Annotated in this window: 2 protein-coding genes; one reads left to right on the top strand and one right to left on the bottom strand. The window is 46.6% G+C overall.

Annotated elements, in window-relative coordinates:
* Positions 1 to 97 precede the first annotated feature (97 nt).
* Positions 98 to 421 carry a ferredoxin FdxA gene (gene fdxA / locus A3750_RS12785; protein WP_068456148.1) on the top strand — a complete coding sequence of 108 codons (324 nt, stop codon included), beginning with the start codon at positions 98 to 100 and terminating at the stop codon, positions 419 to 421.
* 31 nt (positions 422 to 452) lie between these two features.
* Here the strand turns inward: fdxA and A3750_RS25000 are convergent.
* Positions 453 to 775 (bottom strand): SprT-like domain-containing protein (locus A3750_RS25000; protein ID WP_197475023.1); only part of this gene is annotated, 323 nt, incomplete at its 5' end.

The raw sequence follows: 775 nt of genomic DNA on the forward strand, positions 1-775 counted from the left end.
CCAACATAAGTGCATCGCTAGAATTGCAAAGCTTCGCGAGAAGCCACAATAATTTTAGTTCGCGCAACGTTTTTAATAATCAAGGTTAGATACGCCCATGACTTTTGTAGTGACCGATAACTGTGTTAAGTGCAAGTACACCGACTGTGTTGAAGTATGCCCTGTAGACTGTTTTTATGAGGGGCCGAACTTTTTGGTTATCGATCCAGATGAGTGCATAGACTGCGCGTTGTGTGAGCCAGAATGTCCTGCCAACGCCATTTTCTCAGAAGACGAGCTACCTGCAGATCAAGTTCAATATATAGAGCTCAATGCTGATCTTTGCCAAACCTGGCCAAACATCACTGAGCAGAAAGATCCTCTCCCAGACGCGAAAGAATGGGATGGAGTTCCAGACAAGCTCCAGTATTTGGAAAAGTAAGCGCCGTATACTCAGAAAAAACCGCTGATCTTCAGCGGTTTTTTTGTATTTGTTTGGTGGGCGCTTCCGCTCTAGCCGCAATTGGGCTGTGACAATGACGGCATAAATACCTTGCTTGCTGATTGATCACTTTCTTGTGTCGTATTGATGTAAGCTCGTGTACTCGTCCACGGCAGGCACAACCATATTCATAGCGTTTCAAGCGCCGAGCCGGCTTCGTATCATATTGATGAGTCACTTCAGGTTTCTGTCGTAGCACCTCGCTCATTACCGACTGCCACTCTTTTCCATGCGGACGGACGTTGCGCCCGTACAACTGAAACACAATAAAATGTGCGACCTCATGCCCGATTG

The organism is Oleiphilus sp. HI0079, from assembly GCF_001635105.1.